24 protein-coding genes are annotated in these 24,278 nt (G+C 51.6%); 15 read left to right on the forward strand and 9 right to left on the reverse strand.

The genetic code is table 11. The features are described from left to right. Positions 1 to 11: 11 nt before the first annotated feature. The 5 genes from NSS79_RS01610 to NSS79_RS01630 all read left to right on the forward strand — a co-directional run bounded on the left by NSS79_RS01610 (position 12) and on the right by NSS79_RS01630 (position 4,266). Positions 12 to 962 carry an ABC transporter permease gene (locus tag NSS79_RS01610; RefSeq protein WP_038584936.1) on the forward strand — a complete coding sequence of 317 codons (951 nt, stop codon included), beginning with the start codon at positions 12 to 14 and terminating at the stop codon, positions 960 to 962. Positions 963 to 966: 4 nt separating this feature from the next. Then, positions 967 to 1,812, forward strand: coding sequence for an ABC transporter permease (locus NSS79_RS01615; RefSeq protein ID WP_038584939.1), 846 nt, complete (start codon positions 967 to 969; stop codon positions 1,810 to 1,812). Between the two features lie 15 nt (positions 1,813 to 1,827). Then, positions 1,828 to 2,841 (forward strand): ABC transporter ATP-binding protein, encoded by a 1,014-nt coding sequence (locus NSS79_RS01620; RefSeq protein WP_342438031.1) that lies wholly within the window; start codon positions 1,828 to 1,830, stop codon positions 2,839 to 2,841. After that, positions 2,838 to 3,755 carry an ATP-binding cassette domain-containing protein gene (locus NSS79_RS01625; RefSeq protein ID WP_342438032.1) on the forward strand — a complete coding sequence of 306 codons (918 nt, stop codon included), beginning with the start codon at positions 2,838 to 2,840 and terminating at the stop codon, positions 3,753 to 3,755. Before NSS79_RS01620 ends, NSS79_RS01625 begins: the two co-directional genes overlap by 4 nt. Before the next feature lie 73 nt (positions 3,756 to 3,828). After that, positions 3,829 to 4,266, forward strand: coding sequence for a hypothetical protein (locus NSS79_RS01630; protein ID WP_076114555.1), 438 nt, complete (start codon positions 3,829 to 3,831; stop codon positions 4,264 to 4,266). 546 nt (positions 4,267 to 4,812) lie between these two features. On the opposite strand, the gene NSS79_RS01635 is transcribed toward NSS79_RS01630, so the two are convergent. Next, the gene (locus tag NSS79_RS01635; protein WP_342438033.1) at positions 4,813 to 5,652 is read right to left on the reverse strand and encodes an SDR family oxidoreductase; all 840 of its coding nucleotides are present in this window, start codon (positions 5,650 to 5,652) and stop codon (positions 4,813 to 4,815) included. Between the two features lie 205 nt (positions 5,653 to 5,857). Between NSS79_RS01635 and NSS79_RS01640 the strand changes: the two genes are divergently transcribed. Further along, a complete protein-coding gene (locus NSS79_RS01640; RefSeq protein WP_342438034.1) occupies positions 5,858 to 6,898 on the forward strand; it encodes an AI-2E family transporter in 1,041 nt (346 codons plus the stop codon). A 109-nt stretch (positions 6,899 to 7,007) separates the two neighbouring features. Here NSS79_RS01640 and NSS79_RS01645 read toward each other — a convergent pair whose 3' ends face one another. Continuing rightward, entirely contained in the window at positions 7,008 to 7,433 is a 426-nt protein-coding gene (locus tag NSS79_RS01645; RefSeq protein ID WP_342438035.1) for a hypothetical protein, read from the reverse strand. Between the two features lie 293 nt (positions 7,434 to 7,726). Here NSS79_RS01645 and NSS79_RS01650 point away from each other — a divergent pair, with 293 nt between their 5' ends. From NSS79_RS01650 to NSS79_RS01660, 3 genes are all read left to right on the forward strand, one after another. Then, the gene (locus tag NSS79_RS01650) at positions 7,727 to 8,422 is read left to right on the forward strand and encodes a response regulator transcription factor (protein WP_342438036.1); all 696 of its coding nucleotides are present in this window, start codon (positions 7,727 to 7,729) and stop codon (positions 8,420 to 8,422) included. Next, positions 8,419 to 9,888 carry a HAMP domain-containing sensor histidine kinase gene (locus tag NSS79_RS01655; RefSeq protein WP_342438037.1) on the forward strand — a complete coding sequence of 490 codons (1,470 nt, stop codon included), beginning with the start codon at positions 8,419 to 8,421 and terminating at the stop codon, positions 9,886 to 9,888. Before NSS79_RS01650 ends, NSS79_RS01655 begins: the two co-directional genes overlap by 4 nt. Before the next feature lie 85 nt (positions 9,889 to 9,973). Next, a complete protein-coding gene (locus NSS79_RS01660) occupies positions 9,974 to 11,095 on the forward strand; it encodes a hypothetical protein (protein WP_342438038.1) in 1,122 nt (373 codons plus the stop codon). Between the two features lie 81 nt (positions 11,096 to 11,176). On the opposite strand, the gene NSS79_RS01665 is transcribed toward NSS79_RS01660, so the two are convergent. Beyond that, positions 11,177 to 11,563: a hypothetical protein gene (locus tag NSS79_RS01665; RefSeq protein WP_342438039.1), complete on the reverse strand. Its 387-nt coding sequence runs from the start codon at positions 11,561 to 11,563 to the stop codon at positions 11,177 to 11,179. Between the two features lie 174 nt (positions 11,564 to 11,737). Here NSS79_RS01665 and NSS79_RS01670 point away from each other — a divergent pair, with 174 nt between their 5' ends. Further along, complete coding sequence (locus NSS79_RS01670; RefSeq protein ID WP_342438040.1) at positions 11,738 to 11,974, forward strand: hypothetical protein; 237 nt, start codon at positions 11,738 to 11,740, stop codon at positions 11,972 to 11,974. A gap of 124 nt (positions 11,975 to 12,098) precedes the next feature. Here the strand turns inward: NSS79_RS01670 and NSS79_RS01675 are convergent, their stop codons facing one another. Genes NSS79_RS01675 through NSS79_RS01685 form a run of 3 tightly spaced genes read right to left on the reverse strand, consistent with a single transcriptional unit; the run spans position 12,099 to position 15,464 of the window. Then, a complete protein-coding gene (locus NSS79_RS01675; RefSeq protein WP_342438041.1) occupies positions 12,099 to 13,181 on the reverse strand; it encodes a mannose-1-phosphate guanylyltransferase in 1,083 nt (360 codons plus the stop codon). After that, positions 13,174 to 14,280 (reverse strand): glycosyltransferase, encoded by a 1,107-nt coding sequence (locus NSS79_RS01680; RefSeq protein WP_342438042.1) that lies wholly within the window; start codon positions 14,278 to 14,280, stop codon positions 13,174 to 13,176. Before NSS79_RS01680 ends, NSS79_RS01675 begins: the two co-directional genes overlap by 8 nt. After that, entirely contained in the window at positions 14,280 to 15,464 is a 1,185-nt protein-coding gene (locus NSS79_RS01685) for a glycosyltransferase family 4 protein (protein ID WP_342438043.1), read from the reverse strand. The genes NSS79_RS01680 and NSS79_RS01685 overlap by 1 nt, the downstream gene beginning before the upstream one ends. Positions 15,465 to 15,651: 187 nt before the next feature. Between NSS79_RS01685 and NSS79_RS01690 the strand changes: the two genes are divergently transcribed. From NSS79_RS01690 to NSS79_RS01700, 3 genes are all read left to right on the forward strand, one after another. After that, the gene (locus NSS79_RS01690) at positions 15,652 to 15,948 is read left to right on the forward strand and encodes a helix-turn-helix transcriptional regulator (protein WP_052091753.1); all 297 of its coding nucleotides are present in this window, start codon (positions 15,652 to 15,654) and stop codon (positions 15,946 to 15,948) included. Next, a complete protein-coding gene (locus tag NSS79_RS01695; RefSeq protein ID WP_342438044.1) occupies positions 15,914 to 16,858 on the forward strand; it encodes a DUF1861 family protein in 945 nt (314 codons plus the stop codon). The genes NSS79_RS01690 and NSS79_RS01695 overlap by 35 nt, the downstream gene beginning before the upstream one ends. A gap of 84 nt (positions 16,859 to 16,942) precedes the next feature. After that, on the forward strand, positions 16,943 to 17,530 hold the full coding sequence (locus NSS79_RS01700) for a 50S ribosomal protein L25 (protein ID WP_038584991.1): 588 nt from the start codon (positions 16,943 to 16,945) through the stop codon (positions 17,528 to 17,530). A gap of 100 nt (positions 17,531 to 17,630) precedes the next feature. Here NSS79_RS01700 and NSS79_RS01705 read toward each other — a convergent pair whose 3' ends face one another. Continuing rightward, the gene (locus NSS79_RS01705) at positions 17,631 to 19,955 is read right to left on the reverse strand and encodes a UvrD-helicase domain-containing protein (RefSeq protein WP_342438045.1); all 2,325 of its coding nucleotides are present in this window, start codon (positions 19,953 to 19,955) and stop codon (positions 17,631 to 17,633) included. 166 nt (positions 19,956 to 20,121) lie between these two features. Here NSS79_RS01705 and NSS79_RS01710 point away from each other — a divergent pair, with 166 nt between their 5' ends. Continuing rightward, on the forward strand, positions 20,122 to 21,003 hold the full coding sequence (locus NSS79_RS01710) for an AraC family transcriptional regulator (RefSeq protein ID WP_342438046.1): 882 nt from the start codon (positions 20,122 to 20,124) through the stop codon (positions 21,001 to 21,003). Between the two features lie 62 nt (positions 21,004 to 21,065). On the opposite strand, the gene NSS79_RS01715 is transcribed toward NSS79_RS01710, so the two are convergent. Together NSS79_RS01715 and NSS79_RS01720 are read right to left on the reverse strand one after the other, a co-directional pair. Next, the gene (locus NSS79_RS01715) at positions 21,066 to 21,521 is read right to left on the reverse strand and encodes an Imm30 family immunity protein (RefSeq protein WP_342438047.1); all 456 of its coding nucleotides are present in this window, start codon (positions 21,519 to 21,521) and stop codon (positions 21,066 to 21,068) included. Between the two features lie 11 nt (positions 21,522 to 21,532). Further along, positions 21,533 to 22,396: a Cof-type HAD-IIB family hydrolase gene (locus NSS79_RS01720; protein WP_342438048.1), complete on the reverse strand. Its 864-nt coding sequence runs from the start codon at positions 22,394 to 22,396 to the stop codon at positions 21,533 to 21,535. Between the two features lie 554 nt (positions 22,397 to 22,950). On the opposite strand from NSS79_RS01720, the gene NSS79_RS01725 reads away from it, so the two are divergent. Beyond that, a complete protein-coding gene (locus NSS79_RS01725; RefSeq protein ID WP_342438049.1) occupies positions 22,951 to 24,192 on the forward strand; it encodes a DUF445 domain-containing protein in 1,242 nt (413 codons plus the stop codon). Positions 24,193 to 24,278: the final 86 nt, after the last annotated feature.

The following is a 24,278-nucleotide window of genomic DNA, read 5'->3' on the forward strand; positions in this document are numbered from 1 at the left end:
AGAATATGCGTATGAGACAACTCATTCTTCGTAGACTGCTGCAAACGATCCCGATGTTGTTTTTCGTGTCGGTTGTCTGCTTTACGATGATCAAGCTGGCTCCGGGAGATCCGGTGCTGTCCTTTGTAACACCGAATATGCATGCCGATGATATTGAGCGCATCCGCCATAACCTGGGGCTGGATAAGCCGGCGTATATTCAATATTTTATCTGGATCAAAGAAATCGCCCAGGGTGACTTCGGGTATTCCCTGGTCAACCATCAGCCGGTATTGGATCAAATTCTGGACCGTTTGCCGGCGACAGCCGGACTCATGGGCAGTGCGATCCTGCTTGCGGTACTGCTGGCGATTCCCCTTGGCCTGATTGCCGGTGCGAACCGCAACCGCTGGGCCGACAAGCTGATTAATTTTATCTCCTACATCGGGATTTCGGTGCCATTATTCTGGCTGGCCATTTTGCTAATGTACTTATTTGCCATTAAACTGCATCTGCTGCCGAGTATGGGGATGCGTACGATTGGCGTGGAATCGGCGGTTGATGTGCTGAAGCACGGGATTTTGCCTTGCTCTGTTCTGGCTTTTGGTTTTCTCGCCACATACGTGCGCTACATCCGCTCCAGCACCATCGGACAGCTGAAAGAGGAATATGTGCAGATTCAGTATGCCTTTGGCTCGAAGAAGTCGACGATACTGTTTCGTCATGTCATGAAGCATGTGCTGCTGCCTGTAATTACGCTGCTCGGCATGTCCATGGGCGATCTGGTGGCAGGGGCCATCGTGACGGAGACGGTATTTTCCTGGCCGGGCATCGGGTCGCTGGGAATGACGGCAGTCAAGGGAATGGATTACCCGGTCATTATGGGGATCACGCTATTCTCTTCCCTGATGCTGATTATCGGCAATCTGGTGGCGGATATTCTCTACAGCTTCGTTGATCCGAGAATTAAATTAAAGGGGTGACCTCATGAATCGCAGTAAATGGAAAAATCTAAAATCAGAGCTGTTTACGAACGGTCTGGGTGTCGCCGCTCTCGTAATATTGATTGTATTTACCCTTGGAGCCATTTTTGCCTTCCTGTCCGGCTATGATCCCAATGCAATGGATGCGATGGCGAGACTAACTCCGCCGGGGGCCGCCCATTGGTTTGGAACGGATGACTATGGACGGGATTATCTGGCCAGAGCGTTGTACGGCGGCCGCGTATCCCTGCTGGTTGGCTTCGCCTCGATGGTTGTGGCAACCGTCATTGGGGTAACAGTGGGCGTAATCAGCGGCTATTTCGGCGGCTGGCTGGATAATCTCCTGATGCGTATGCTGGATGTTATCATGTCGATTCCTTCCTTCCTGATTCTGCTGCTGCTCAGCGTGTTTCTGAAACCAAGCGTCAGCAACATAATCATCATTATTGCGCTCCTGATGTGGATGAATGTAGCCCGGGTTATCCGTGCGGAGGCGATGACGATCAAGGAACGCGAATATGTGCTGTACGCCAAGGCGTCGGGACAAAGCGCCACAGGCATTATCTGGCGGCATATTCTTCCCGGCCTGGTGCCGGTCATTATTGTAGGGGCAACGAACAACATTGCTTCGGCCATTATGATGGAATCCTCGCTGAGCTTTCTCGGCTTCGGCGTACAGCCGCCGAATGCCACCTGGGGCAGCATGCTGAACAGCGCGCAGGGCTATATTGCCCAGGCGCCTTACCTGGCGCTGTTTCCCGGGCTGATGATTTTGTTAACCGTACTGAGCTTTAATGTGCTGGGTGATATTTTGCGGGTTGGCTTTGAACCGAAGCTGATCCGGAGATAGGAGAGTGAAGACATCATGACGCAGAGGCTGCTGTCTGTTGAGGATTTGCAAGTATCGTTCTCTACCCGCGATGGGGAGAACCAGGCGGTCCGGGGAGTCAGCTTTCATATAGATGCCGGTGAAACCGTGGGAATCGTCGGGGAATCCGGCAGTGGTAAAAGTGTCACGGCCAAGGCGATTATGTCCTTGATTACGCCTCCGGGCCGCATCACCGCCGGAAATATTGAGTTCCGCGGCGAGAGTCTAAGCGGGCTCTCGGAGAAGCAATGGCGCAAGCTGCGCGGCAACCGGATCGCCATGGTCTTTCAGGACCCGATGACCTCGCTGAATCCGGTCAAGCGAATCGGGCAGCAATTAACGGAAGTCATCCGCAGACACCGCGGATTGAATAAAGAAGCAGCTTATGCCGAAGCGGCGGACATGCTTCGCCAAGTGGGCATCCGTGATCCGGAGCAGCGGCTGAAGCAGTATCCGCATGAATTCAGCGGAGGAATGCGGCAGCGGGTGATGATCGCTATGGCGCTCTCCTGCCAGCCGGAGCTGCTGATTGCCGACGAGCCGACAACCGCGCTGGATGCAACGATCCAGGCGCAGATTCTTGACCTGTTTAAAGAGCTGAAGGGAAGATCGGAGACTGCTGTCGCGCTAATCACCCATGATCTCGGTGTGGTGGCGCAGGTCTGCACCCGGGTTATCGTGATGTACGGCGGGCTTATTATGGAGGAGGGGACGGTCCAGGATATCTTCTACCGCCCCCAGCATCCCTATACCCAGGGCCTGCTGCGTTCGATTCCGAAACGTGGCGGCGGCTCGCGAGAACGGCTTATTCCGATTGAGGGCACGCCGCCGGATCTGCTGGATCCGCCGCCGGGCTGTCCGTTTATGGAACGCTGCCCGCATGCTTTTGCCCGCTGCAGCGAGCGGCCTCCGGTAACCGAGCTGTCTCCGGGCCACCGCTCAATGTGCTGGCTGGCGGAAGGCGCGCCGGAAGCTGCTGCAGTTCGTGCGGAAGGAGGGGAAGCCCTGTGAGTAAAAGCGATGTGCTGGTGGATGTGAACAATCTCAAGAAGCATTTCTCCAAAGGCAAAGATATGCGCGGACGGGACACCGCCGTGCTGAAAGCAGTCGACGGCGTCAGCTTCCAAATCCGCCGGGGGGAAACCTTCGGACTGGTCGGAGAATCGGGCAGCGGAAAGTCGACAGTAGGACGCTGCCTGCTCCGGCTATACGATTATACAGGCGGCGAGGTGTCATTTGACGGCCAGTCGCTCGGCTCACTTAGCGAGAAGCAGCTGAAGCCTTTCCGCAGACGGATTCAGTCGATCTTTCAGGATCCGTATTCTTCGCTGAATCCCAGTCTGAATGTGCTGGAGCTGATCAGCGAGCCGATGAAAATCCATGGCGTGCACCAGGGTGAAGAGCGCAAAGAAGCGGTGGCTTCGCTGCTGGAGAAGGTAGGACTCAAGAGAGAGCATCTGTACCGCTTCCCTCATGAGTTCAGCGGCGGCCAGCGCCAGCGGATATCCATCGCCAGAGCGCTTTCCGTGCGCCCTGAATTTGTCGTCTGTGACGAGCCGATTTCGGCGCTCGACGTCTCCGTCCAAGCTCAAGTCGTCAATATGCTGGAGGATTTGCAGTCCGAATTCGGACTGACGTATCTCTTCATCGCCCATGATCTGTCGATGGTCCGGCATATTTCCGACCGGATCGGCGTCATGTACGGCGGACGCCTTGTCGAGGTTGCGGAGAGCGATGAGCTGTACGACAACCCAATTCATCCGTATACCAAAGCGTTGCTGTCTTCCATTCTGGAGACAGACCCAATGAAGGTGAATCAGAGAATTCATCTGGACGGCTTCTCTGTCTCGCGCGGCGAGGGCGAAGCCGTCAAGCTGCAGGAAGTGAGCCGAGGCCACTTTGTGGCTTACGACTTCGCGGAATAAAGGACAGCCGTGCTATGATTTGAACTAAGGATAGGCTGAGTTAATGGTGTTATTACTGGAGGGAGGTCATACAATGACAGAAACATCGGGCAAAGTTAAATTATCGCAATGGGATGCGCTGCTGCTGGAATCGCTGCGGTCCTTGGGGTGGGAGAGCGGGCAACTGCTCGGAATAACCTCCGGGGGAGAGCTGCCGGTGGATGAGAGTGAATTCCATTTTGACTATCAGCAATTGGCAGCATTCGCTGCGGAGCAGCCGGAGGAGTACCGCCGCGCGGTAACGGATGGCTACCAGATCAAGTACAATACCATTCGCGGGATTCGCAGCTGGATTGCTGTAGCCCTCGGCAAAGAGGGGCAGCTGGAGCTGGAGGAAGGCAAGGAAGCGGTGGAGGTGGCTCTGACGGATGCTGAGAAAAGCCGTCTGGAAGCGGTGCTCTCCTTCGGATGGCAGATGATTTCAAGACAGGCTGAGGCCGGAGTATACCGGATCGAGCCGATCCAGCGGTAAACGGGGTACAAGGCATTTATAAAGTTTTATCGACATCAGAGAAGATTGTGCCCGGCGCTCTGCCGGGGCAATCTTTTTTTATTGAAATATAATATGAAATAGAACGTTAATCCGGATTATATAGATTGAACTTGAGAATTATATTTAGGGAAAGGTGGCGGAGGGGAATTTTGGAACTGGAGGAGCGATAGCGTCCGCCTTTAGGTTTGGATTTCTACCGCGATTCGCGGTTAAATTCAGGAAATCCAAACCTAACAGCGGCCGGAAGTCCAAATATTCTCTGTAGTCACGGCCAACCCCAAAATAGAAGAATTATAAGTTCAATTTATATAGGAGGGGAATCAGTGTTACAATCGAAAAGCGCAGGTGTTACAGGATGGGCAAACGCTAGTATTCGGAGATAAGGTGCTGACGGCTATGTTGCGCCGGGGCATACGGGTGATGGACTGTGCAACAGGGAGCTGATAGAGAAGGAACTGGCCGAAACTGCCGGTGAGACTTAAAGACCGGAAATGCAGTTTAGAGCCAGCTCCTCTTTCAAGCCGTTTATAGATTGAGCAGGGTCTTGCGGGTGTTGAGCACACCTTCGAGTCCGGTAGGGTCTGTGCTTATCTTGCGGGAGACGAAGGCTTCCGCCTGTTCCGAGGTGCGGATCCGCAGCGGCTTGGTTTCCATATGCACCAGGTCCCACATGACGTCCGCTACAGAAGCAGCGGTCTGCGGCACCACGTTCCGCTGCAGGAATGTCGCGGTATAGGCATCAAGAACCGGCTTATATTCGTCCTCCAGAATTCCTCCGGTGTCGGCTACATGACCGAGCACGGTCTTGTTGAATTCAGTGGCGATGGCTCCCGGCTCAAGCAGCGTGACATCAATATTGAACTGCGGCTTGTAGTAGGTAGCCAGACTTTCCAGCAAGCCCTCCACCGCGAACTTGCTGGCGCAGTAGATCTCGTTCATCGGCTGGCCAACCAGTCCGCCGACGCTTGAAGTGGCTACAATGTGTCCATATCCGGTGCGGCGCAGCAGCGGCAGCGCGGACCGAATCGTATGCATGACGCCATATACGTTAGTGTCGAACACCTTTTGAATGTCCTCCAGCGGTGCTTGTCCAAGCGCCCGGAGATAGCCAAAGCCCGCATTGGCAAACAACACATCAAGTTGGCCCTGCTCCTGATCAATCCGCTCGATCACAGCCTGAACCGATTCCGGCTTCGTAACCTCCAGCTCTACAAAATGAAGATTGCTCTCTCCACGGTACTGTTCCTGATCGCGTGCGGGGTTTCGTGTACCAGCGTAGACGATCCAGCCTTCACGCGCGAACTTCAAGGCCGAGGCCTGGCCAATTCCGGATGAGGCTCCGGTAATACAGATGATTTTTCCCATAAGATAAAGACCTCCAGTGGCAGAAATGATTCTGCATATTTAGCGATTTTTTTCCACATTATAGCATAATACGGGCTCGGCTATGATAAGTTGACATAAAGTTTGTATTTCCGCGTATTTTAGGGGCTCTCCAAGTTGCTATAAGTGATTTCATTACTGTAGACTATAAATAAAAGTCCTAATTGCAAGCGAATGGAGAGGAACAATGGAAGTGTTCAAGCGTTACTACGCGAATTTAACAGCCCGGCGGTTTTTGATTCTGGCGCTGATCGCACTGTTGCTGTACAGTATTCGAGACATGCTGAATTTGGTGCTGCTGACGTTTTTGATTGCTTATGTAATGAACAGCTTTCAGGTATTGCTGACCAAGCGGACCAGTAGATTTGTTAAGGTGAACAGTAAGGTTATTATTATCATCTTATATCTTGCTTTAATCAGCATGATCGTGATGGCCCTCGTCAAATATCTGCCCAAGGTTTTTGAGCAAATTAAGCAATTAACCAATTTTCTCAGCACCTTAACCTCTGAAGATATTCCGCAGAATGAGATTATGCAGTATTTATTCAACATGCTGAAGGATTTGAACTATGAGTCCTATATGAAGAGCGGCATTGATTATGTGCTCAAGATCAGCAATTGGGGCACAACCTTCGTATTGTCAACCATTCTGAGCTTTGTTTTCATCCTGGAGAAGAACCGGATTGTCAATTTCACCTCCCGCCTGAGAGAGAGCAAGATTTCCTGGTTCTATGTGGAGCTGGAGTATTTCGGCAAAAAATTCATCTCCTCCTTCGGCAAAGTCATTGAAGCCCAAATTCTGATAGCATTGTTCAATACTTTCTTCACGGTCATCGGGCTGTGGATTCTTGGCTTCCCGTACCTCTTCGCGCTGTCGATCATGATCTTCATGCTCAGCCTGATCCCGGTTGTCGGCTTTGTCATCTCCCTGATTCCGCTCTGCATTATCGGCTATAGCATCGGCGGGCTGGAAATGACGATTTATGTGCTGGCGATGATTGCAGTACTGCATTTTGTCGAAGGCTATTTCCTCAATCCGAAGCTGATGTCTTCCAAAATGAACCTGCCGATGTTCTACACCTTTATCGTGCTGCTGTTCTCCGAGCATTATATCGGCGTATGGGGACTTATTCTCGGCATTCCGATCTTCGTCTTTTTCCTGGATATTCTGGATGTTACCCGGGATAAGCAGGTACCTCTGGATATTGAAGCGAAAAAGATTCAATAACCTGTCCGATTCCTTAGCGGCATAATAAAAAGTGGCATTCCTACTTAACGAAAGTTGGAATGCCACTTTTTCTTTGTTCAAATTTAACGGCTTTGTTATGTAGTTCCCGTTAATCGAATGAGGTAAGAACGCTTTGAGCCACAAGCTCGCTGAGTTCGGCTTTCTGAGCGGTATATTGCTCCGAAGTAATGCTTCCGCTTGCCAGTCTGGCATCAAGCTGCTGGGTTAACTGGGTAACCTGCAGGTGAATAACACTGTCAATATTCCCGCCGTTCTCTACAGCGATATCATGTAAGGACTTCCCGTCATAGAGTGCCTCGTACAACTCCTCGTCGGAGGATTGATTCAGTGCCTCCAGTAATTCATCCTTGTCTGCCACATTGGTAGAAGTGGACCATTTGGCTACCGGAGCAGCAGCAGCAGCAGCAGGCTTGCCCCAAGTGGTTCCTCCAAAGGACATGGCCACAATCATCGTTCCGACAATCATCACCCGTTTAATGTTCATGCGTTTAATGTTCATGTCTTTTATATTCATCAGTGTCATCCTCACTTTAAGTGTAATGTTATATCAATCAAGGGGCGTAGGTTACGGCAATTAGGACTTTAGCTTAAGCTTATTGTAAACGGTGAAGCTGAGGCTAAGCTTAAGTCTGGTTTAAGATAACCTAAAAATTGGGCTCCTGACGACTACTACGTTTAAATTGGCAAGCGGGTTCGTTTTTTTGGAAGCAGGCAAGGATTTTGGTCAAACAGGCGAACAAAGGTATACTACAAATAGAACAATTGGCCAAGAAATAATTAAACCGGAAGCGGGAAGGTGAACCGAAGATGGCTAAAAAAGTGCTTGTTGTCGATGACGAGCCGGGCATTGTGAGTGCGATTGCCTATGCGCTCCGCCGTGAAGGTTACGAGGTGGACACCGCCGCTGACGGCGAAGAGGCGCTTGGCAAGGTGTCGACCTTCCGCCCGAATGCCATGGTGCTGGATGTGATGATGCCGAAGCTGAGCGGATACGATGTATGCCGCAGGCTGGAGAACCGGAAGGATATCGGGATTATTCTGCTGACCGTCAAAAATGATATCGTCGATAAAATCGTCGGCCTGGAGCTGGGCGCGGATGATTATATGACCAAGCCGTTCGAAATCCGTGAGCTGCTGGCCCGTGTCAAGGCGCTCTTGCGCAGGCTCGACAAACAAGGCGGAGAGACTCCGGGCGAGATTATCGAATACGGGGCGCTGCGCGTGTATCCCGGCCGGCGAAGCGCCGAGCTTGACGGGCAGCAGCTTGAGCTGACACCGAAGGAATTTGATCTGCTGCTTCTCCTGCTGTCCCACCCGCAGCGTGTCTATATGCGCGAAGAGCTGCTGGAACAGGTATGGGAAATGGATTACGCCGGAGGCACGCGTACGGTGGACATCCACATCCAGCGGCTGCGCAAAAAGCTGGGCGAGCCGTACCAGAATGTGCTGCAAACCGTCTATGGGGTCGGCTATAAAGCCATTCCTGCCGGGAGTTACCCATGAGGATCAGCATCAAGCTGAAATTCAGCCTGTTCCTGGCCGTGCTGCTCATTCTGGCTGTAAGTGTGCTGAGCTATTTTGTGCTGCAAGGTGTAGCCAGGAACCAGCAGCTGCAGGCTGAAGACTACCTGGACCAGCATGTCAAAACAGTGAATCTGCGGGTGAAGCAGACGTATTATACGGGTGCCCGTCTCGAACCGCAGGCATTCATGCAGCAACGGGGCAGATCGCTGGCGGTGGAGCTGGCCGGGTTCACCGGCCTGGAAGTCACACTTTACGATGCGGCGGGGCAGGTCGTTGGCAGCTCGGTCCAAGGAGAGACTGCCCCGGCAGGGCAGGATGTCTCCGGTGCGCTGGCCTATGCGCTGCAGAATAAAATTGCCTACCAGAACGCAGCGGATGATAAGCTGCTTTATCTGGCTCCTGTGCAAGGACCGGAGAAGCAGATGGGTGTTGTGCAGCTGCAGTATTCGCTGAAGAGCGCCCAAAGCTTCCAACAAACCTTACAGAACCTGTTCTTGACGACCGGTGCGGCCGTGCTGGTGCTCAGCTTTATCGTCGGCTATCTATATTTCAACCGCGCCGCTGCGGCGATCGGGCGGCTTAAGAAGGCGGCAGAGTCGATCCGCCGCGCCGAATATATCTCTGCTCCACCGGTAAAGCGGAAGGATGAGCTGGGCGAGCTGGCCGATGGCATTTATTTCATGAGCCGCGAGATTGAGAGCAGCATTGCCGCTAAGGATGAGGAGCAGCGCAAGCTGCAGCTGGCCGTCACCAAGCTGCAGGCGCTGGAGCAGCAGCAGAAGCAGTATATTGGCAATATCAGCCATGAATTCAAGACGCCGCTGACCTCCATAAAAGCTTATGTAGACCTGTTGAATATGTATGACGATGATCCCAAGCTGTTGTTTGATGCCAAGCTCAACATTGCCAAAGAAACGGAGCGGTTGTATGAGATGGTTGAGAAGGTACTGCAGCTGACAGCGCTGGAGAAATACGATTTCGAGTCACAGGCTGAACGGCTGGAGGTGGCTGAGGGCCTGCAGGATATTTGCGGGCGCATGAACGGCAAGGCGGAGCGCTACGGGCTTACGATTACGCTGGACGCCGAGCCCGCCCATATCTGGATTGATAAGGAGAGCTTTATGCATATCTTTATCAATCTGCTCGACAATGCGATCAAATATAATGTTCCGCAAGGGAGCGTTCATCTTCATAGCGAGGTCAGAGACCAGCGGGTATGGATCACCATCAAGGATTCCGGTATCGGGATTCCATCCGAAGCCCGCGACAAGATTTTTGAACCCTTCTTCACGGTCAACCGTGACCGTTCCAGAGCCTCAGGCGGGACTGGACTGGGCCTATCCTTGGTGCGCAATCTGGCGGAGAAGCAGAACGGAACCATTACCCTGCTGGAGACAGAAGGGGAAGGGGCGGCATTTGAACTGTCTTTTCCGAGGGTCTCTTAATTTACAATTTGGAAACATCCGGAGGTGCTTTGGAAATACTCTTCCGGTATGCTTGGAGCAACTTAAGCTTGTAGGGGGAACGATCATGGCTGCAAAGATAGGCGGAAAGCCGGGCAAGGCGGCGCTGTTTCTGTTGTGCACGGCAGTATTGTTGTCCACGGCGGCTTGCAATACGGGAGAAACGGAGTCCCGGCAGGTCATAGAGAAATCCGGCCAGAAGATCACCGTTCTGGACAATACCAGCGAATCCGTCTACACGAAGCTGGAGCTGGAGGGCATTGACAAGGTGGAGAATGTCCGTGGAATGGATTTTGTCAGTGAAGACAGCCTCGTTGTGGATAAGGAGAATCGCCAGCTTCCTGCGCAGACGGTTGAGGGCCAGAAACGTTATCCGCATAATCTCTATCTGCATAACCTATCCACGGGTGAAGATACTCCGCTCCTGGTAGGGGAGAAGAATTACGGCTCGGCCCTGCTGTCTCCCGACAAGAAGCATCTTCTCTACAAAGAGTTGGAGGATTTCACCGGCTTTGGCTACATTATGAATCTGGAGACCGGAGTATCCGTACAGGTGGACGATACGCAGTTCAGGAGCGAAGAGGGGAAATGGATTGATAACGGGCAGATTCTTTTTCCCGATATGGAGGGCAACATCCTAAGAGTCGATCTGAAAGGTGATCAAAAAATTGTGGTTAAGCCCGGTGCGGCGTATGTTCATGAGGTGGTGCAGTCGGGAAGCCTGATCTATTACGTCACAGGTGAAGAGGCGGAGTTGAACGCTTACAATACCGAAACGAAGCAATCCAAGCTGCTGAAGAAAAGTGTCATGTGGGTCATTCCTTCACCGGACGGGAGCAGGCTGGCTATTGTAAAACGGACCAAGCCGGGAGAGATGGTCCTGGTTCTCTGCGACACGGAGGGCAATGAGCAGTCAACACTGGCTTCGGCGCAGCAAATATTCGGAACCAGCTGGTCCCCGGACGGCAGCAAGCTGGCTTATGCACTGACTGCCGGAAACGCTGCTTCGGGTCAGGACGGTTTATTTATCACCGAAGTAGAAACGGGCGAACAAACACCGGTTTTGGCTGACATTGAAGTGGCCGACCAGCTGCGCTGGAGCCCTTCCGGCAAGAAGCTGCTCGCTTCTTCCGGCATTTTGAAGGATAATGCTTACCAGTTCATAACTTACGTGATCCGGTTAACTTAAGATGAAGATACGGGGCATCCTGCGGGATGCTTTTTAAATGAGCAGTGAAATAATGCCCTTCCCCTTCCTACTCGATTAACCCTAATAAGCAGAGTTACGCACTCTCAGCTGTTTTTTTGCCATATACACGGACATAACCGATAGGATGATAAATGAAGAATACAAGCTAAAAATGGGTAACTGATGAAGCAGATAGGCAGGCAGTGCAGTCAACAGCAGCCCCACAATATTAAACAGAACAAGCCGCAAGATAGTTGATTTGCAGAAAAGGGACAGTGCGAAGTTTATTACACTCACGATCAGATTATAAAAATATATAAACAGAAAAATACCGAGAAAATTAAACCCCCAGGAGAACCCCAGCGGGGACTCATCGTTAACTGTCGCTACTATACCTGCAAAAACCGCACTAATTCCAAGGGAGAGATAGACCGTATTCAGAAATAACTCTTTGTACGCTTTATTCATTTTCAGTTCCTCCGGAAGATCGGAATCTTACTTTCTGTAAATACTGACGCAGTGAAGTGATATAAGTTTCATCTGGACACTTACACCTGATCTGGACGTTTCCAGAGTCCGTTGCTATTTATGCTATAATGGGGGAACATTGAAATAGAGGATGATCGAAAGGGGCAACACCTGATGGAAGTTACTGCGCAAGAGGTTGCGGAGTGGATGGTCAAGGAGATCCAATTTACCGGAACCTTGTACCAGGCCGCTGCGATTGAATATGTGAAAGCGAATTTTGGCGAGCAATTTGTATTTGTGAACGAGAACGGAAATGCTTCGCTGTCCAAGGATGTGAAGAAGGCTTTCCGCAAGCTGCATGCCGGAAGGATTGCCTGGGACCGTGACGGCTTCCTGTGGGCATGGACCTAATTGCGGGAACCCCGAACATAAATAAATGAATTCATTAAAAAGTGACCGTTGCTATCAGAGCAACGGTCACTTTTTTTGAAATAAACAAGCCGGGAGCCACAGCCATTCTTACATTTGGCGGAATTTAGATATATGAAGTCATACCCTTTTCCTTGAGCAGATCGACGATGTCCTTGACGGATTGAGCTTTGTCCTTGGGGCAGATGAGGACCGCATCCCCGGTATCGGCAATGATAAATCCGTCTACATCTATCGTGGTGATCAGCCGCCCGTTCCCGTAAATGATCGAATTGCGGGTATCAATGCCTATATGGTTGGCTTTAATAATGTTGCCGGACTCATCCGGAGGGAAGATAGCGCCGAGCGCATCCCAACTGCCGATATCATTCCATCCGAATTGGCCGGACAGGACTACCACCTCGTCAGAACGCTCCAGGATTCCGTAATCAATCGAAATATTTTGAAGCAGGGGATAAATGCGGTTAATCGTCTCCGCTTCCTGATCTGTGCCAAGCGCCTCGCTGATCGGCAGCATGGTGTTGTACAGCCGGGGCAGGTAACGCTTGAAATTATCAAGGATTACGGATGTCTTCCAGATGAAAATCCCGCTGTTCCATAAATAATTGCCTGACGCGAGATAACCCTGGGCTTTCTGGAAGTTCGGCTTCTCCACAAATTCAGCCACATCATAGACCGCTACCGGACTTGCTGAGATGGGTTCTTTGTCATAAGCGATGTAACCATAACCCGTAGAAGGGAAGGTAGGCTTGATGCCGATTGTGACAATCCGGTCATTTTCCATGGCTACCGTACAGGCCTCATCCAGCGTAAGCCGGAACTGCGGTTCATCAGTGATATAGTGATCGGAGGGCAGGACGACCATTAAGGAATCCTCTTGGGCCATATGCTGTATAGAGAACGCAGCGAACAGGATACTGGCGGAGGTATTGCGGGCCACGGGTTCAATCAGAATATTGCTCTTCTGCACGCTGCTGTGCATAATGCTCTCCAGCAGCACGGCCTGGGTGCGGTTTGTCACGATGACGGTGTTCTCCTGGGGAATAATGCCCTTGAAGCGTTCAATCGTATCGTTGAGCATGATGTCATTGCCGCTGATATTGAGCAGCTGTTTGGGAATTTCCTGTCTGGACAGCGGCCAGAACCGGGTGCCCCCTCCGCCGGCAAGGATGGTCGCGTATTTATCCATGATGGGTCACCAGGTGGGCAATGGAGAAGGAAATGATGCTTTCCGAGCCTTGATTCAGATTCAGCCCGCTGCTGTGGATACCGTCATAGCAAGCCCCGGATTGTGGATCAATCAGCGGCAGATTTAAGGAATTATGCCCTGTATACCATGCATAGCATAAGTCAGCCTGCTGCAGATAAGACGGGTCCTGAAGCACGGAGGCAGCCTCACGGCAGGTCAGCAGCATTTCGCAGGCTTCAATTGGCTGCTCGTCGTAGAGAGCCGGCTCCCCGCCGCGCAGCAGCCAGCCGTGGCTGCCGATGGGCTTGTAATAGCCCTCCCGGGCAAAAGTCCGTGAAGCAAGGAAATCAAGGCTTTCTTTAGCTGTATGCTTAAGCGCAGCATTTCCGGACAGCTTGTAAGCTCTCAGCAGCGCCCAGGGAAGCATGGAATTTCCGTACGTAAGGCTGTCTTCGTACCAGTTCCAGCCGTCTCCCTTGGTGCGGTTATACTGATTATGCAGCCGGACAGCGATGCGCTCAATCAGGCCGGTGATGAAGTCTTTGGATAGAAATGCCTTTTCCTCTGCCGTACTTGGCGTATGGGGATAGGGAAAGGAGTAGGTTAACGCGCCGGGCGTTTTGATCAGATAACTGAGGCCTACGACGGCATAAGCTACGGCACGGGGCGAACCAAGCTTTTCTATATGCGGCAGCGCCTGATTGATCAGATAACGGCAGGTATTCAGCAGGTTGTCGGGCAGGATCGACGAGTAGGAAAGTGCGAAGCCAAGTGCCCAAAGCGTACGCCCCTGGCAATCCTCGGAGCCGTTGTCCTCGAGAAATGAACGGCTATAATCCATGAAGTTCCGGAAGTTGCCCTGCTCATTTTGTGCGTGATGTATGAAGGAGAGATACGTGTGAATCAGGTCGAGCGAGACGGCATCCTGATCCTTCTTATACAACAGAACCGCAGCAATTAAAGCCCGGGCGTTGTCATCGGTCGTATAGCCCTTTGAACGGTCGGGGACGCCAAACTTGGTATGCTGGAAAATCCCCGTATCATCGGTTATTCTGCGCATGTAATCCGCCTTGAACGTAACAGCAACGGAGGTTTGCATCAAATCACACTCCGGTCTGCCAGGCTCGCTTGCGAAATTTTCTCCTGAAAAATCGCAGCGTAGGATTTAGCGACTTCATTCCACATCATCGTTTGTCCCAGCTCTTGGGTCCGTTTTTCCATGGCCTCTACTTTGGCCGGATCATCCAGCAGTTCGAGGATGCAGTCTTCCAGCGAAGCTGAATCACGGAATTTTGCCAGCAGGCCTCTGCCTTCGGCAAGCATTTCTTCGGCATAACGGTAAGGGGTGGAAACAATTACTCTTCCATAACCAACGCCATAGGCAAGTGTGCCGCTTACGGCTTGATCCTTGCCGAGATAGGGGGTCAAGTAGATGTCGGACATCACCAGCGACTCAATAACTTCTTCCTGGGTCAACAGCTTATCGACAAAGAGCACATTATCGGATAGACCGAATTCGCTGACGAGGTCCGTCAGTTTTTGCCGGTACACTTCACCTGTTTCCAGCTTGACCACCGGATGGGTTTTGCCCCAGATGATATATAGTGCATCCGGGTGCTGCTTCACCACTCCGCGCATGGCCTGAATAGCAAATTCAATCCCCTTGCCGGGACTTAAAAAGCCGAAGGTAGAGAGGATTTTGCGTTCTCCGAAACCATACTGCACTTTAAGCTCCGCTCTAGGGGCTGTTTTTACATAAGGTACACCGTGATGGATACAGGCGATCTTCGAATCCTCGATATTATAGATGGAGGTCAGATCGTGCAGGGTGGATTGGGCCATCGTTACTACCTTGACACTTCCCTTTGCAATCCGGCTGATAATAAGGTGCTGCTTGGCTGTAGGTTCTCTTAATACGGTATGGAAAATAGCTACATACGGCAATTCGAGCCTTTCGATCAATGACAGCAGATATTCTCCGCTTTCCCCGCCGTAGATACCGAATTCATGCTGGATAACGAGCAAATGGGCGTCTGATTTGTTAAGCTCATCGGCGGCCTCTATATAGTCAGACAACTTATCTTGGTTAATTTCCCTCATGACCTGGTCGCTGTACTGGTAAGTTTCATTGTTGTTCATGGCGATAACCCGAGGCGTATTGAAGCCCGGCAGCCCGGTAAATTGATCTAATAAATCCTGGGTAAACGTAGCAATTCCGCATTCTCTAGGCAGGCTTGTAGATAGGAAAACAATGTTTCGGTTGTTGCTGTCATGATTTAACATAAAGAGCCTCCTAAGAATTTTTATGAAAAAAAAAGAAAATAAGGAGTTCTTATTTTCTAAAGGGAAGTGGTATAAAATTTGACTTCTGCAATTTATTTCCTTCCCATACTATAACATGACCATTTTTTCTTGTCAATTTATTGACTCTCCTCTGTTCTCCAGATATAGTGATGTAGGAGGTGGAGGAATGCCGGTTATACGCAGTAAATTAAGTGAGGTTATGGAGAAACATGACCCCAAATTATCGATCCGCAAGCTTGCCAAAGAGATTAACTACCATTTCGATTCCGTCCGGCGGATGTACAAAGACGAGATGGTGCAGTATCCCCGGGATCTGCTGCTGAAGCTCTGTACCTATTTCAATATCCAGCCCGGTGAATTGATCCGGATGGAAGCGGATGAGAACGATTGGGCAATTGATAAAGCAAACGAATATGAGGAGGAAGGCAATGACAAGGAGACCGTTCAAGACGGCAACCTGTAACGAACTGCTGGACACCTTTTATGCTAGGCTCCGTCATGTGAGCGTGGAGAAGCTGGTTTTTTCCGGTGTTGGGAAACGTGATGTATACAATATAACGGCCCCGTTTGTACATGACGGGGAGGAAGTGATTCTGGGAAGAGTTGAGGAACGGGACAGTGAGTTCTCTCAAGTCTTCTTTTTTACACTCTGCGATGGCGTTTGGATACCCCGTGCGCATACACATACCTATAATCTGCAGGACCCCTGTGTAACCCACATCAAGGGAGAACTGATTGTGGGCGGGGTTGAAGTGATTACCGCAGGGGATGACCCGCAGAAAATTGTCTCGTGGGTTACGCAGTTCTACCGAGGGTACCGCATTGATTCCATGCGCCACTTCTCGTCCGGGCCGGCATTGATGAAGGATATCCGGCTGATAGAGCTTCAGGATGGCCGGATTGGTGTATTCACTCGGCCGCAAGGAGAGAAGGGCGGAAGAGGGATGATCGGCTTCACGATTATCGATTCGCTGGAGGAATTAAATGAGCAGACCTTTCTGGAAGCGGAAATATTTCAAGATCAGTTTGTTCCCGAGGAGTGGGGCGGGGCAAACGAAGCGCATTTATTGAAGAACGGTCATGTAGGCGTTCTGGGACATATCGCCTGTTTTGACCGCTTAGGAAAAAAACATTACTACTCCATGGTCTTCTCGCTTAATCCCGGTACGTTTGAAACTACACCGGTCAAAATTATTGCCGCCAGGAGTGACTTTCCGATCGGTCCCGGCAAACGCCCGGATCTTCAGGACGTGATCTTTAGCGGCGGACTGGTACGGGGTGAGCAGGGCCGGGCGGTATTGTCAGTGGGCGTCAGCGATGCCGAAGCCTACAGAATTGAACTTCCTGATCCCTTTTTGGAGTATGAGCAATAAACGGGTGAGAATTGACTAGATTCTATGGTCGTGTTATGCTTCTAATGACAAGAATTTATGGTCGAAGAGAGCGGGAAAACAAAAATGAGTAAATTTATTCTATTGAACAATCGTACGGAAGAAACACAGTCCAACTTGAACGTCGCAAGAAAGCAAGGACGGATCCCGGCTGTGCTGTATGGTATTGGTAAAGATACTCTAAGCCTTGAAGTGGGAGAGAAAGAGCTGTTGAACGTGATTAGAACCAATCCGCGGGCAATCCTGCAAGGGAAATTGTCCGACGATACGGTGGTTCCGGTAGTTGTTCAACATATCCAGAAGGACTCCATTTCAGGCAAAGTGCAGCATATCGATTTTCAGCATGTGAATATGTCGATCAGCATGGACAGTAAGGTAACGATCCATTTTGCCGGTGAAGCTGCTGGTGTCAAAGCTGGCGGGGTACTTCAAGTTGAAATCTATGAAGTAGAAGTTCGCTGCATGCCGGGCGATCTGCCTTCTTCCATGGAAGTAGATATCAGCGGTCTGGAAATTGGCGACCAGTTGGCTGTCTCCGATCTGATCTTCCAGAAGGGCATTGAGGTGCTGACGGATCCAAGCACAGTAATGATTCAGATCAAAACAGTACATGAAGAAGTTGAAGAACCGGCGGAGACTCCGGCTCAAGTATAAGAAGACATTAATAGCCCCTTCCGGCAGCAGTGCAGGGAACTCATGGTTTCATGATTCCAGCCAAAGCTGCCTGAAGGGGCTTTTTTTTGCGAAATATCTGTTATACGGGAACTACCCGTGTGCTTTGTTCCATAGGGGAGCTGCAGAGCGGGCAGGGCTTGGAGGGTAAGTGATCCTCGGCTCCGCCGGCTTTCATCCGGGTCCAGCCCGGACAATTTGCACCGGTGCATTTCCAGACGGCAACGGTATGGGTTCTTGCCGCTGACGTTCTGGTGGAGTTGTGCTCTGTTCTGGTATACCCGCTTCTTAGTCCCGATACAGCAGGTGCAGAAGAAGCTACCGCAGAGCGGAAGGCGGACAGCATAAAGCGGGAGACCTCGGCTTTTTTGCCCCGATGCCTTGCGGGCGAGCTGATGAACAACTCTTCCCGGGCTCTTGTGACGGCAACATAGGCCAGTCTGCGTTCTTCTTCCAGCGCCGCAATGCCGGACTCCGGCCCGGCCTTCAGGGGACTGCCTACTGTCGGTTTTGCTGTCTTCCGGTCCTTCAGCCGGTCACCCTCCAGCGCGGAACTGTGGGGAAGAATCCCCTCAGAGGCTCCGATCAGGAAGACTACCGGGAATTCCAGCCCTTTGGATTTGTGGATGGTCATGAGGGCAATCCGGTTGCCTTGCTCTTTCAGGCCGGTCTGGCGGCTTAGCTCATTCCGCTCGGTAATGTTATCGATAAAATCAAGGAAGACGGTAATGTTGTCGAACCGTTCTGCTGAGGTTTCCAGCTCGTCCAGCATTTCCTTTAGCGTTTCCCGGTGCAGTGTAGCCTGATGACGCTCGTTGGCTTCAATGAAGTAATCATAGAAGTTGATGCGGATCTGGCGGATAGCCTGTACTGGAGTGACGCTGCCCAGCCCCCGGATCAGCTCCAGCCGTTCCCGCAGCTTGGTCCCTTTGAAATCCTCCATGCCGGGCATCGACAGCAGATGGATCAGCGGCCCCTGCTTGGGCTGGATGGCCTCCATCCGGCGGATATGGTCCATGCCCTTTTCGCGGTTCATATAGAGGGTCGGCAGAATATTCTCCATCGCGGCAAAGTTCCGGCGGTTCACGGACAGCCGCAGGTGGTCCAGCACGGGGGAAATCAGCCAATGCTCGTAGAGCAGCTGCCCCTCGCCGTAATCAATGTAGGGAATATCGCGCAGCAGCAGCAGCTCCAGAATCGCCCGGTTGCTGCTCGACGCCCGGTACAGCAGTGCGAAATCGCGGTATTCCCGGGAATGGCCGTCAACCTGGCTTACAATATGCTCCACAATTTGCTCGGCTTCCTCGTCCGCCGTCTGCGGGCGCAGGTACCGGGGCGGGCTGCCGCCATTTTTGGCTGCTTGCAGCGTTTTGGAGCGCCGCCGCGTATTATGCCGGATGATTCCATTGCCCAGCCCGACAATCGCCGGACCGGAACGGTAATTGATATCCAGCGTAATAACCTTTGCGCCCGGATAAAGCTTCTCGAATTCAAGAATGAACTCGCTGCGCGCTCCGTTAAATGAGTATATCGTCTGGTCATCATCCCCGACGACCATCAGATTATGCTGCGGATGGGCGATCATTTTGACGAGTTCATATTGCAGCGCATTCGTATCCTGAAACTCATCAACCATTACATATTGAAATTTATTCTGCAATTCCTGCAGCAGCGCCGGCTGCTTCCGCAGCATCCTGTAGGCAATCAGCAGCACATCGTCGAAATCAATTTTGTGATTATCCCGTTTCCACTGTTCATACAGGGCCAGGACGGCCTTCATTTCCTGCTCGGCGGTTGTAGTTTCCGGCAGATTCTCCGGCTCACCCATATTCATCTTGCAGGAAGAGAGCAGGGCAAGCAGGGTTTCCGGCGGATAAGCATCCTTTGGCAGCCCCAGCTCGCGCATGATCTGCTTCAGCAAAATGTGCTGGCGGCGTGTCTCATGGAAGATGTCCTGCCGCAGACCCTGACGCCTCAGGAAATAGAGGAAAAAGGAGTGGAACGTGCGGGCCTGCAGGCGCGCTGCGTCGTTTTCGCTCACGCCCGGCAGCACTGCAATGCGTTCGCGCATTTCCGCTGCCGCTTTGCTGGAGAAGGTCAACAGCAGCAGGCGGCTGGGGGATATGCCGCGCACCGACAGCAAATAGCCGGTTCTGCAGATCAGAACCGAAGTTTTGCCGGAGCCTGCCCCGGCCAGTGTCAGCAGCGGACCCTGGTAATGCCGCACTGCGGCGATCTGCGGCTGATTCAGCAGAATTCCGCCCTCCTCCAGCAAACGGAAATAAGCCGCATCACCGTCCTCCGGCTTCACCATGTCGCGGCTGGTCCGGGCTGAGGCGATTGCCGCCTGGGGAATCCGTTCGCCGGTAGCGCCCAGCGGTATATTATGAAATAAGAGCTTGTTCATTAGATTCACCTTCGTTTGTTTACAATGCGGGTTTGGTTTAATTTTTAGCCAGTTTACACTATACCACTGTATTTCCCTTTCTGTATAGAACAGCCGATTTATGAGATAAAAGATCAAATATCCGTTTGGCCGCTATGTTATTTTTGGAACAGAGGAGGGAACGCCAATGAGCGATAAAATGCACTTCAAAACGGTGAGAAGCTCACTGGACTATATAGAGAGGAACCTCACAGAGCAGATTACCCTAAGGGAAGTATCGGTGCACAGCAAATTTTCTACCCACCATTTCTACCGGATTTTCTATGCAGTAGTAGGGCAAACCTTGGCAGATTACGTAAGGCGGAGAAGACTTGCGAAAGCGGCAGGTGAACTGATCTACAGCAATAAGCGTATTCTCGATATCGCCCTGGAGTACCATTTTCAGTCTCAGGAGGCCTTCTCCCGAGCTTTCAAAAAAGCATACCGGCTCACCCCCGGACAATACCGGACCTATTCGAGAGAACTTAATAAAGGAGAGATCAGGATGAGTACAGAAAAGGCATTGCAGGGCTGGACCATAACCGGCATGAACGGCGGCGGCTATGATGTTAAGGTGGACAAGTCGGAAGTGCATATGGGCAAGGCATCGGCGTTGCTGCAAGCCGGTAATGCAAGCGAAAACGGATTTGTTACACTCATGCAAATATTCAGCTCGGAAGCCTACCGCGGGCAGAGGCTGAAGCTGTCTGCTTTTGTCAAAGCAGGTGATATTTTCGGATGGGCCGGCTTATGGATGAGAGTCGATGCCGCGAACGGGGAAATGCTGGAATTTGATAATATGGCCCATAGGCCAATTAAAGGTTCCAGAGAATGGAATCAATACAACGTCATTCTGGATATTCCGCAGGACAGCCATGCGATAGCTTTCGGGGTCCTGCTGAACGGCTCCGGCAAGGCCTGGGTCGATCAGTTCCGCTTCGAAGTCGTAGATGCCAAGACGCCCACGACAGATGAAGGCGGGGAAGACACCCTGCCGCTTGCGCCGGTCAATCTCGATTTTGAACAATAATAGGCTTCTGCAGCCCCTTCCCTTGCAAAGTGAAGTATCCTGGGAAAGGGGTTTTGCTGTGCTTACTTTATTTTCCCCAGAATAGAATTGGCTCTGCGCTCGAACAGCCGCGGCTTGTCTTCCTTGATTTCTTCCAGCAGGAACGCCAGGCATCTCTTGATCCGCAGGGGCATGCCGGCGGCGATGTCGGCAAATTCCTTGCGGTAGATATCATCGCCCAGTATTCTCTGGATCAGAATGATCGCCCAATTACGGCCTGTCTCCAGCAGCTCCGGCAGCGATTCCAGCAGTTGGGTCAGGTACATCTCCATTTGGTAGCTCTCCAGAAAATGAACAAGACCGAACATAACCTCCTCCTGTTCGGTATCATCATCGAACACCTTGAAAATCTGCTGGATCACAGCATCCTCCGTATCCCCAGCCAGGCCTTCCAGGGCCTGCTCAAACTGTTCGCACTCCAGCTCCGTGCGCAGCAGCCGATTGTCATACAGCAGGGCAATGCCTGGATACATGTTCATTTAGATTCCCCCTACGCCTTGTTCAAAAGATGGCGGATTCCCGCTGCCACGCCATGTTCTGCATTGCTGAGTGTGATGAAATTGGCCGTTTCCTTGAGGATTGAAGCAGCATTCTCCATGGCGATCCGGTAGCCGGCCACCTCAAACATCGGCAGATCGTTGTAACTGTCGCCCATTACAGCTACCTGCTCCAGAGCCATGCCGAAATGCTCAGCCAGCATGGTTACACCGGCCCCTTTATTAGCGTCCTGATGGTTAATCTCAATATTGTTGGCATGAGAAGCGGTGATAATAAGTCCGGGAATGGCGGCGAATCGTGTAGAGGCTTCTTTCAGAAGCTCAAGGTTCAGCGAGAACGCCAGCGTCTTGTAGATGACTTTGTCCTCTTTGCCCCAGATTTCCTCCATGTCCTCCACATAGGTCACGGCAGCCTGCTGAAACTGCTGGTCGATCATGGCCTTAAGCAGCCAGCGGAGTTCTTCCGGCACCTCGTCATCCTTAAGCTCCGATATTTTCTCCAGATGCACCCGTTTATCTAGCTCTACATACACGTTATCCTCTGTGTATACCTCATAATACAATTCGGAAATTTCGTTCATCCAGCGCAGCGCGGGAATAATATTCTCTTTGTTCAGCGGCTTGCTTGCCACAAGCGTCCCGTCAGCCAGCGTCACTACGGCTCCATTCAGACTGACTACCGGACATTCCAGCCCGGCCAGCCGCAGCTGCCGCTCGGCATCCATGTAAGAGCGTCCTGTGGCGATGATTACAATATGTCCCTGGTTTTGGGCGTGTACTATCGCTTCCCTGTTCTCCGGGCTAATGTTTCCTTCTTCGTTAAGCAGTGTTCCATCCATATCGAGTGCTATAAGCATATCGTTTGCATTCCTTCCTGTACCGCAGGTTGTCCCCTTCAAGGGCAATGAGATCGTTCCTAGTATCTTATCATTAATGTTCTGAAAATAAAAAATCCATTTTCATGAAAAGAAACCATATAGATTGAACTTAAGGTTTTAGAGTACAGGATCAGTCGCAACTACGGTGAATATTTGGACTTCCGGCCGCTGTTGTCGTAAGAATTTCTTGATCAATACCGCAATTAGCGGTGGAAATCCGAAGATTGCTTATGCTTTCGATGCTAGCTTTCCTTCGGAAAGCTTTCAGGCGGACACTACCGCTCCTCCAGTTCCAAAATCCCCCTCCGTTGCTCCTTTCCCTTATCTCAAGTTTTTAAGTTCAATCTATATAACCGTAGAAAATTGTGCAGTGCACTGCATTTTCAGAAAGGAGTTTACTCGTGGTACAATGAAAGGCAGACTAACAAGTGAACGGCCGCCGTAATCGTCAGTTCATAGGGTCACAATGTGATTGGCGGTATTTCCCTGTCCAGGGAAACAGCTGTCCGACGCTTTAGGTAAGGGGGATAAAGATGAAATCCAGAAATTTAGCTACGATATCGCTGGCTGTCATGGCCTGCGGTTTTCTGCTTACACTGTTTTTGCCGGATAATCTGGCTGTTGTTCTGCTGAGAGGCGGCTTCGAAGCCGGGCTGGTAGGGGGGATTGCCGACTGGTTTGCAGTTACCGCACTGTTCCGCCATCCGCTGGGTTTGCCAATACCGCATACCTCGCTTCTGCTGAAGAACCGGGATAAGATCATTCAGTCTCTTATCTCCGCTATGGAGAATGAGCTGCTGAACAAAGAGAGCATCGAGAACAAACTGCGCAAGATCCGCTTCGTGTCGCTCGGCAGCGGACTGCTGACGAAGTTTGTAGCAAGGAAAAAAGCAAGAGCTGACATGCTTGAGCAGCTCAGCACCTTTGTTCAGCGGCTTCCGGTAGATAAGGCGATTCCCTATCTTCAGACGGCGGTTGCAGATTACATCCGTGAAGCGGAGCTTGGTACCGCCGCCGACAGCATCGTCACCAAACTAATGAACGACGGCAAGGATATTGCCGCGCTCGATTATGCGCTTGAAGGCATCTCCGGCTGGAGCAGCCGCCCTGAGACGCGGGCGATGCTGGGCAAGATCGCCAGTGAGAAACTGGCCGAGGTGAAGCTGGGAGGGCTGAAAGGTATGGCCTTTCAGGCATTTGTCGGATTTGTGGATGCAGATATGCTGGGAGAAATGCTCCAGGGCATGCTGCAATCCGGTATCCGGGATTTCCGTGAAGCGGATAATCCTTACCGTGAGCAGATCATCCAGGAAATCCGCGTCGCCCTGTTTCAGCTTGTGAACGACGAGGCGCGGATCCTTTCACTGAAGGAATGGGCGCTCGAGGAGCTGCAAGGCGAAGCGGCTTCAGCGTTTCTGTTTAAGCAATTGGAAGCTCTGCGCGGCAAGGCGGTTGCCATGCTGGAAGAGGACCGCGGCTCCGGAGGACGCAAACTGTTTGCGCTGTATGCCTTGTTGGCCCGGCGCATCAGTACGGAAAAAGAGTGGACGGAGAGCTGGGAGGAGCGGATTCGCGCTTCATTAATCGCTTTCGTGGAAGCTAACCATTACCGGCTTGGCGTATTGGTCAAGGAGAACCTTGATCAAATGGATGATGACAGCCTGGTGAATATGCTGGAGGACAAGGTGGGTAAGGATCTGCAGTGGATTCGTGTCAACGGCGCGGTATGCGGCTTTGTCGTGGGACTTGTGCTTACAGTCATTCAGATGATCTAAAGTCAGAAGACTACAACATCAAGAGGCAGCAAAGCGTACCCTTGAACCGGAACAGCCGGAACCGGGGGATGTTTTGCTGCCTCTTT

Source organism: Paenibacillus sp. FSL L8-0436 (assembly GCF_038593025.1).
GTDB lineage: Bacteria > Bacillota > Bacilli > Paenibacillales > Paenibacillaceae > Paenibacillus_AQ.